General features: G+C 65.9%; 7 protein-coding genes and 2 tRNA genes. All 9 read right to left on the bottom strand.

Annotated features, from left to right (window positions below; genetic code table 11):
- Positions 1-383: 383 nt before the first annotated feature.
- Positions 384-1,004: a mycothiol-dependent nitroreductase Rv2466c family protein gene (locus AC5RUJ_RS07210; RefSeq protein WP_493999877.1), complete on the bottom strand. Its 621-nt coding sequence runs from the start codon at positions 1,002-1,004 to the stop codon at positions 384-386.
- Between the two features lie 120 nt (positions 1,005-1,124).
- A complete protein-coding gene (gene clpX, locus AC5RUJ_RS07205) occupies positions 1,125-2,417 on the bottom strand; it encodes an ATP-dependent Clp protease ATP-binding subunit ClpX (RefSeq protein ID WP_494128216.1) in 1,293 nt (430 codons plus the stop codon).
- Positions 2,418-2,475: 58 nt separating this feature from the next.
- Entirely contained in the window at positions 2,476-3,768 is a 1,293-nt protein-coding gene (clpX, locus tag AC5RUJ_RS07200; RefSeq protein ID WP_494049859.1) for an ATP-dependent Clp protease ATP-binding subunit ClpX, read from the bottom strand.
- Positions 3,769-3,970: 202 nt separating this feature from the next.
- Positions 3,971-4,642 carry an ATP-dependent Clp protease proteolytic subunit gene (locus tag AC5RUJ_RS07195; protein ID WP_493977440.1) on the bottom strand — a complete coding sequence of 224 codons (672 nt, stop codon included), beginning with the start codon at positions 4,640-4,642 and terminating at the stop codon, positions 3,971-3,973.
- 40 nt (positions 4,643-4,682) lie between these two features.
- Entirely contained in the window at positions 4,683-5,297 is a 615-nt protein-coding gene (locus AC5RUJ_RS07190; protein WP_494022979.1) for an ATP-dependent Clp protease proteolytic subunit, read from the bottom strand.
- Between the two features lie 446 nt (positions 5,298-5,743).
- Positions 5,744-7,189, bottom strand: a complete 1,446-nt coding sequence (gene tig, locus AC5RUJ_RS07185; RefSeq protein WP_493999880.1) for a trigger factor — start codon at positions 7,187-7,189, stop codon at positions 5,744-5,746.
- Positions 7,190-7,243: 54 nt separating this feature from the next.
- A tRNA-Pro gene (locus AC5RUJ_RS07180) sits at positions 7,244-7,316 on the bottom strand.
- Between the two features lie 138 nt (positions 7,317-7,454).
- Positions 7,455-7,525: transfer RNA gene (locus AC5RUJ_RS07175), tRNA-Gly, on the bottom strand.
- A gap of 278 nt (positions 7,526-7,803) precedes the next feature.
- A partial coding sequence (locus tag AC5RUJ_RS07170; protein WP_494155711.1) for a zinc finger domain-containing protein occupies positions 7,804-8,245 on the bottom strand: 442 nt, incomplete at its 5' end.

The raw sequence follows: 8,245 nt of genomic DNA, 5'->3' as shown, positions 1-8,245 counted from the left end.
TGCCCACTGGCTGGCTCCAGGCCGTTCGGCAGCCGGTTCCGGCCCGTTAACGAGGGGAAGCCCCATCAGCGTTTCGCCGTTGGTGGGGCTTCGACTCTTTGATCCAAAGGTGACGCTTTGGGTCTCGCGAACTCCGCCGATCTTCAGGTCTTCCGAGCCTCGTCACAGGCTGGCAGTTTGTGGAACTGGTCCACTACTTGTCACTGAATCTTTGGTGTTCGGTCCCGCATCTTTTGGGGGATGCGTATAGATATTTATACTCCTGCGCAAGCCGACACGCCATAGTTTCGCGGATTGTTTTCCGAAACCAGGGCGCGCCGGCCGGCGGCGTCTGGGTCCCGCGGACGACGCCCGCTTGAGGCGTTCGCTCCAGGCCCGAACGGTTAGTCGAACTCGGGGCTGGTGGTCCGGGAGCGCTTGATCTCGTAGAAGTACGGGAACTCGGCCAGGGCCACGGCGCCGTCGAAAATCTTTCCGGCGGTTTCGCCGCGCGGGATGCGGGTCAGCACCGGCCCGAAGAAGGCGGTGCCGTTGAAGGCCACGACCGGGGTGCCGACTTCGTCGCCCACCTTGGAGATGCCTTCTTCGTGGCTGGCGCGCAGCTGCTCGTCATATTCGTCGGACGTGGCGAAACGGGCCAGGTCGGCGGGCAGGCCGACCTCTTCCAGCGCGGCGGCAGTCACGGCCTCATAGTCCTTGTTGCCCTCGTTGTGGATGCGGGTGCCCATGGCGTCGTAGAGCTTCCCCACGTAGGCCTCGCCGTGCAGTTCACGGGCGGCGATGATCACGCGGACCGGGCCCCACGCCTTCTTTAGGAATTCCTTGTACTCCTCCGGCAGCTCGTCGCGACCGTCGTTGAGCACGGCCAGGCTCATCACGTGCCAGTCGACCTTGACGTCGCGGACCTTCTCCACCTCCAGCATCCAGCGGGAGGTGATCCAGGCGAACGGACAGGCCGGATCGAACCAGAAGTCAACGGTGGACGGCGCAGCGCTTTCAGACATACGGCAAGAACTCCTTCTTGAGGACTGGTTATACGTACTGTTGTGGGTAACTGCCGCGCCGGCAGTTTTGTTCCGCCGACCCGGCAGGTGCCCGTGCAACTGCGCCCCCGATACGGGCGGTCAGGCGGAATCGCGGCGGCGGATGGCTTCGACGTCGTGCGGGATGAAGGTGGGGTCCGCCCCGGTCAGGACCGTCTCGGCCGTAATCACGGCGGTGGCGATGTCGTCGCGGCCGGGCAGGTCGAACATGATCGGCTGCAGAGTTTCTTCCATGATGGCCCGGAGGCCCCGCGCGCCGGTTCCGCGTTCCAGCGCCAGGTCGGCAACCGCTTCCAGGGCGTCCTGCTCGAAGGACAGCTCTACGCCGTCCAGTTGGAACATCTTCTGGTACTGGCGGATCAGCGCGTTCTTCGGCTCGGTGAGGATCCGGATCAGCGCAGGCCTGTCGAGCTCGGCCACGGTGGTGATCACCGGCAGGCGGCCGATGAACTCCGGGATCAGCCCGAACTTGAGCAGGTCTTCGGGCATGACTTCGCCGTAGTTGTCCTGCTGGGCGACGGCGTCCTTGAGCGGCGCGCCGAAGCCGATGCCCTTGCGTCCGGCCCGCGAGCCGATGATTTCTTCCAGGCCGGCGAAGGCCCCGGCGACGATGAAGAGGATGTTGGTGGTGTCGATCTGGAGGAACTCCTGCTGCGGGTTCTTCCGCCCGCCCTGCGGTGGCACCGAAGCGACGGTTCCTTCCAGGATCTTCAGCAGGGCCTGCTGCACGCCTTCACCGGAGACGTCGCGGGTGATCGAGGGGCCCTCGCTCTTGCGGGTCACCTTGTCGATCTCGTCGATGTAGATGATGCCCTGCTCGGCCTTTTTGATGTCGTTGCCGGCGGCCTGGATCAGCTTGAGCAGGATGTTCTCCACATCCTCGCCCACATAACCGGCTTCGGTCAGCGACGTCGCGTCCGCCACCGCGAACGGCACGTTCAGCTGGCGGGCCAGCGTCTGGGCCAAGTAGGTCTTGCCGCAGCCGGTGGGGCCGATCAGCAGGACATTCGACTTGGCGATCTCCACATCCTGGAGCCCGCCGGCGGCAGCCAGGCCGGCGCTGCCCGTAGCGGCGTGGCCGGAGCGGATGCGCTTGTAGTGGTTGTACACGGCCACGGCCAGGGCACGCTTGGCGGGTTCCTGGCCGATCACGTACTCCTGCAGGAAGCCGTAGATTTCCCGGGGCTTGGGCAGCTCCAGCAGCTCGGAGGCGGCACCGGCGCCGAATTCTTCCTCCAGCAGTTCGTTGCACAGCCCGACGCATTCGTCGCAAATGTACACGCCGCCGCCGGCGATCAGCTTCTTCACCTGCTTCTGGCTCTTGCCGCAAAACGAGCACGTGAGCAGCTCTGCGCTTCCGCCGGTCCGGGCCATAGTGTGTCCCCTTGTCTGGTCCTCGATCGATCGTCCGGTGGTCCGGAGCAGTGCAGTGTCAGGCCGACTTGTTCCGACGCTTGGCGACCACGTCGTGGGAGATCAGCGCCGGTTCCGCCTTGTTCAGCACCACCTCCGCGGTGATCACGACGGAGGCGATGTCCTCGCGGCTGGGCAGGTCGAACATGACCGGCTGCAGGGTCTCTTCGATGATCGCGCGCAGCCCGCGGGCGCCGGTGCCCCGTTCCAGCGCGAGGTCTGCCACGGCCTCCAGCGCTTCCTGCTCGAAGCTCAGTTCCACGCCGTCCAGCTGGAACATCTTCTGGTACTGGCGCAGCAGGGCGTTCTTCGGTTCGGTCAGGATCTTGATCAAGGCCGGGCGGTCCAGGTTGGACACCGTGGTGATCACCGGCAGGCGGCCGATGAACTCCGGGATCAGGCCGAACTTCAGCAGGTCTTCGGGCATGACCTCGCCGTAGCTGTCCTTCTCCCCCGCCGCGTCCTTGAGCGGGGCGCCGAAGCCGATGCCCTTGCGGCCGGCCCGTGAGCCAATAATCTCCTCCAGCCCGGCGAAGGCGCCGGCGACGATGAACAGCACGTTGGTGGTGTCGATCTGGATGAATTCCTGGTGCGGATGCTTCCGGCCGCCCTGGGGCGGCACGGACGCGACCGTGCCCTCGAGGATCTTCAGCAGCGCCTGCTGGACGCCCTCCCCGGAGACGTCACGGGTGATGGACGGGTTCTCGCTCTTGCGCGAGATCTTGTCGATTTCATCGATGTAGATGATGCCCTGCTCGGCCTTTTTCACGTCGTAATCGGCGGCCTGGATGAGCTTGAGCAGGATGTTCTCCACGTCTTCGCCCACGTAGCCGGCTTCGGTCAGCGCCGTGGCGTCCGCAACGGCGAACGGGACGTTCAGCCGGCGGGCCAGCGTCTGGGCCAAGTAGGTCTTGCCGCAGCCGGTGGGCCCGATCAGCAGGATGTTGGACTTGGAAACTTCCACGTCCTCCAGCGGGCTGGCATCGGAGAGGTTGGCGGTCCCCTTGGGCGCATGCCCGGACTGGATCCGCTTGTAGTGGTTGTAGACCGCCACGGCCAGCGCACGCTTGGCGGGCTCCTGGCCGATCACGTATTCCTGCAGGAAGTCGAAGATCTCCCGCGGCTTGGGCAGTTCGAAGCTGCCCAGGTCCGACACCTCGGCCAGCTCCTCTTCGATGATCTCGTTGCAGAGCTCAATGCATTCGTCGCAGATGTACACGCCGGGGCCGGCGATCAGCTTGCGGACCTGTTTCTGGCTCTTGCCGCAGAAAGAGCACTTGAGCAGGTCAGCGCTCTCACCTATGCGAGCCATATCCGTCCCCTTACTTGGTCTACGTCGGCAGCTGTGCCGCGGCCGCTGCGCCGCCCGAACAATTGCCGGACAGTCGCCGCGCCGCCGAGGCCAGCTGACAACAACTCTAATTCACTGCGCCGACAGTTTCAGTAACAACACTGCCCGCGGTGCGATATGACGCGCCACGGGCAGTGCAGGCATTGAGACTATTTTACGGTACTTACTTGGTGATCGCCGGTTTGTGGATCTTGCGGGAGTCGAGCACCTGGTCGATCAGCCCGTATTCCAAGGCACCCGCGGCCGTGAGGATCTTGTCCCGCTCGATGTCCTTGTTGACCTGCGCGGCGTCCTTGCCCGAATGCATGGCCAGCGCGTCTTCCAGCCACTTGCGCATCCGCATGACCTCGTCGGCCTGGATCTGCAGGTCGGAGGCCTGACCGTGTTCGCCGCCGCCCAGCGCCGGCTGGTGGATCAGCACGCGGGCGTTCGGCAGGGCCAGCCGCTTGCCCGGGGTGCCCGCTGCCAGCAGCACGGCCGCGGCACTGGCCGCCTGGCCCAGGCACACGGTCTGGATTTCCGGGCGGATGTACTGCATGGTGTCGTAGATCGCGGTCATCGCGGTGAACGAGCCGCCCGGCGAGTTGATGTAGATGGTGATGTCGCGGTCCGGGTCCGTCGACTCGAGGACCAGCAGCTGGGCCATGACGTCGTCGGCCGAGGCATCGTCGACCTGGACGCCCAGGAAGATGATCCGGTCCTCGAACAGCTTGGTGTAGGGGTCCTGGCGCTTGAAGCCGTAGGGGGTGCGCTCCTCGAACTGGGGCAGCACATAGCGGTTCTGCGGCATGTTGGCGGCGAAACCGCCGGCAGCGGCACCGAAGTTGTAGTCCATGAGATTCTCCTGCTTGTATTCGGGTCGGTGGCGCGTAGGCTCAGGAATCCTGGGAGGCGGAGCCGCCCTGGGTCCCGCCGCCGCCGGAAACGCCGCCGGCGTGGGCCGAAATCTTGTCGAAGAAGCCGTAGGCCAGGCCTTCCTCGGCCGTGAACCACTTGTCGCGGTCGTTGTCGATCAGGATCTGCTCCACCGACTGGCCGGTCTGCTCGGCGGTCAGTTCGGCCATGACCTGCTTCATGTGCAGGATCAGTTCGGCCTGGATCTTGATGTCGGAGGCCGTGCCGCCGATGCCGCCGGAGGGCTGGTGCATCAGGATGCGCGCGTGCGGGGTGGCGTAGCGCTTGCCCTTGGTGCCCGAGGAGAGCAGGAACTGGCCCATGGAGGCCGCGAGGCCGGTGGCCACGGTCACCACGTCGTTCGGGATGAACTTCATGGTGTCGTAGATGGCCATGCCGGCGGTCACCGACCCGCCGGGCGAGTTGATGTAGAGGTAGATGTCCTTCTCCGGGTCCTCGGCCGAGAGCAGCAGCAGCTGCGAGCAGATGGCGTTGGCGTTCTCGTCGCGCACCTCGGAGCCCAGCCAGATGATGCGTTCTTTGAGCAGGCGGTTGTAGATGTAGTCTTCGCGGCTGGCCGCTTCGACCGAAGCCATTCTCGGAGTGGCGGATTCATTCGACATGCTGAAATACCTCTCGCTTCTTCCCCGGGCGGTACCGTCACCGGCGGCCCTAAGGTCGTTTACCTACTTGGACAGTAACGTGTTCCGCTGCCCGATTCCTCCCGCACGGCGCGCTGTTCGCTGACGGCGCATCAGGCCCGTGAGGGCGCGGGAAAGCGCTCTGCCGGCAGCAGAAAATGACGACGGCGGAGCGACCTTTGGGGCACACTCGCCCGAGGCGGGGGCCCGGTTCCACGGGCACGGCCGCCGCCGGTCAGGGAGGGAAAGGGGCCCGGTTCCGCCGGCTCGGCCGCCGCCGATCAGGGAGGGAAGCCCGCGCACCGGAGCGGGGCACCGTCGTCGTGCGCGGGAATTAAAGCGGCGGACCGCCGGTTCCCCGTAAAGGGGATCCGGCGGTCCGACCTGCGGCAGCGCCGCTACTACTTCTTCGGTGCGTCCTCGGCGGCCTCTTCGGCGGCGTCGGTGTCTTCGATCGACTCGGTGTCGGCCGCGTCAGCTTCGGCTTCTCCGGCCTCGGCGTTGGCGGCCTCGGCCTCGGCGGCCTGGATCATGTCTTCGACGTTGGGCTCTTCTTCGCCGGCGGGGCGGACGAAGTCGCTCAGGTCCACCTCGTTGCCGTTCGTGTCGGTGACCTTGGCCAGCTCCAGCACCTTGGCCAGGGCCTTGCGGCGGCGGACCTCGCCCACCATCATGCCGACCTGGCCGGACTGGTCCAGCAGTTGCGCGAACTGGTTCGGGTCCATGCCGTACTGGCCGGCGGAGGACACGATGTAGTCGATCAGCTCGGCCTGGCTGACGCCCAGCTCTTCCTTGTCGGCCACGGCGTCGAGCACGATTTCGTTGCGGAAGGCCTTCTCGGTGTTCTCGCGGACCTCGGCGCGGTGCTCCTCGGTGTCGTGGTCTTCACCGTGGCTGTTCTCCGGGCGGAAGTGCTGTTCCATCTGCTCTTCGACGACGGAGTCCGGAACCGGAACCTCGACCAGTTCCATCAGCTTGTCCAGCACCTTGTCGCGGGCCTCGACGCCCTGCTCCATGATCTTGGCGTCGGCGGCCTGCTTGGCGAGGTCTTCCTTCAGCTCGGCGATGGTGTCGAACTCGCTGGCCAGCTGGGCGAAGTCGTCGTCGGCCTCGGGAAGCTCGCGCTCCTTGACGGCCTTGACCTTCACGGTGACCGTGGCGTCCTTGCCGGCGTGCTCGCCGCCGGCAAGCTTGGTCTCGAAGGTGGCGTCCTCGCCGGCGCTCAGCGCGGTAACGGCCTCGTCCAGGCCCTCCAGCATGGTGCCGGCGCCCACCTGGTAGGACAGGTCCGCGGCGGAGTCCACCTCTTCGCCGTCCACCTTGGCGGACAGGTCCATGGTGATGAAGTCGTCGGCAACGGCCGGACGGTCAACGCTCTTCAGGGTGCCGAAGCGGCCGCGCAGGTCGTCCAGCGCCTTCTGGATGTCTTCCTCGGAAGCCTCGGTAGCTTCGACGGTGACCTCGAGGCCGGCGTACTCGGGCAGCTCGATCTCGGGGCGGACGTCGACCTCGACGTGGAAGGCGAGCTGGCCCTCGGTGGCGGCCGGGTCGGGGACCTCAGTGATTTCAACCTCGGGGCGGCTCAGCGGGCGGATGCCGGTCTCTTCGACGGCGCCCTGGTAGAAGCCGTTCAGCCCCTCGTTAATCGCCGTCTCGATCACGTAGCCGCGGCCCACGCGCTGGTCGATCAGCTTCGCCGGAACCTTGCCCTTGCGGAAGCCCGGAACCTGGATCTGGCTCGCGATGGTCTTGTACGCCGCGTCGATGCTGGGCTTCAGTTCCTCAAAGGGGACCTCAACATTGAGCTTGACCCGGGTAGGGGTGAGGTTTTCGACAGCGCTCTTCACAGCGTTAGAACTCCTGATTGCTATTGGGGTTAAATCTGCACCAAGAATACAGAGTCGGGGCGACAGGACTCGAACCTGCGATCTCCTGCTCCCAAAGCAGGCGCGCTAGCCACTACGCTACGCCCCGTAGTGCACACGCAAGTCTACGGGCATTCCCGGCCTGCGGCACAATCACCGCGCAACCGGACGCCGCCAGCACACGTCGCATGACTGAATCGGCTGCGAACAGAAAAGGCGGCCCGTGCCGGACCGCCTCCCTGACGCGAGGGGATGACGGGAATCGAACCCGCGTAATCAGTTTGGAAGACTGAGGCTCTACCATTGAGCTACATCCCCGAGGACGTTGAAACTTTAGCACGAGGGCGGGCCCGTTCGACAAATCGGAGGGCGCCCCGACGCGGCGGAAACAGTGCGCCGCGACCCGGGGGAACCATGCGCCCCTACCCCGACTCATCCGTTGCAGGGTAAATCGTCGAGAGCAGGGGCTATGGACCCTGCGTTGGCCGATAAACCCTGCAATGACGAAAATTTGGGTGGCCTGTGTGAACCCGTCGGCGGTGTAGGGAAGGCGGGCGCGCCGGCGGCGCAGGGAGGCAGGCTGCGGCCCGAACGCTTCAGGCCCGCTGGCAGGTTGGGCACCAGTACAGCTTGCGGGCGGCCATGTCCGTGACGGCGACCGGCGTCCCGCACAGCCGGCACGGCATCCCCTGCCGCTTGTACACGTAGTGGGCGTTGTCCGGCCAGACCGGCAGCGAGCGGCCGGCGGCCTCGGCGTCGCGGTGTTCGGGGCGGGTGGTGATGATCTTGCCGTCGCGGACTCCGTCGCGCATGACGGCCTCGATGTCTGCCCACAACAGCGCCGCTTCCGCCGGCGGGACACGTTGCCCGGGCAGCCACGGGTTCAGCCCGCGGCGGAACAGCGTCTCCGCGCGGTAGACGTTCCCGACTCCGGCCACCACGTTCTGGTCCATCAGCAACTGCCCCACCGCGGTGCGCTTCGCGGTCAGCCGGCGGACGAACTCGGCGCCGCGGTCCGCCGCGTCCTGCAGCGGGTCC

Source organism: Arthrobacter sp. Y3223164 (assembly GCF_059091005.1).
This window is presented reverse-complemented; position numbering and strand designations above follow the sequence as displayed.

Coding starts and splice junctions, on each gene's coding strand:
- AC5RUJ_RS07190 (WP_494022979.1), bottom strand. CDS start 5,297: ATGGCTTCGGTCGAAGCGGCCAGCCGCGAAGACTACATCTACAACCGC.
- clpX (WP_494049859.1), bottom strand. CDS start 3,768: ATGGCTCGCATAGGTGAGAGCGCTGACCTGCTCAAGTGCTCTTTCTGC.
- AC5RUJ_RS07195 (WP_493977440.1), bottom strand. CDS start 4,642: ATGGACTACAACTTCGGTGCCGCTGCCGGCGGTTTCGCCGCCAACATG.
- AC5RUJ_RS07210 (WP_493999877.1), bottom strand. CDS start 1,004: ATGTCTGAAAGCGCTGCGCCGTCCACCGTTGACTTCTGGTTCGATCCG.
- clpX (WP_494128216.1), bottom strand. CDS start 2,417: ATGGCCCGGACCGGCGGAAGCGCAGAGCTGCTCACGTGCTCGTTTTGC.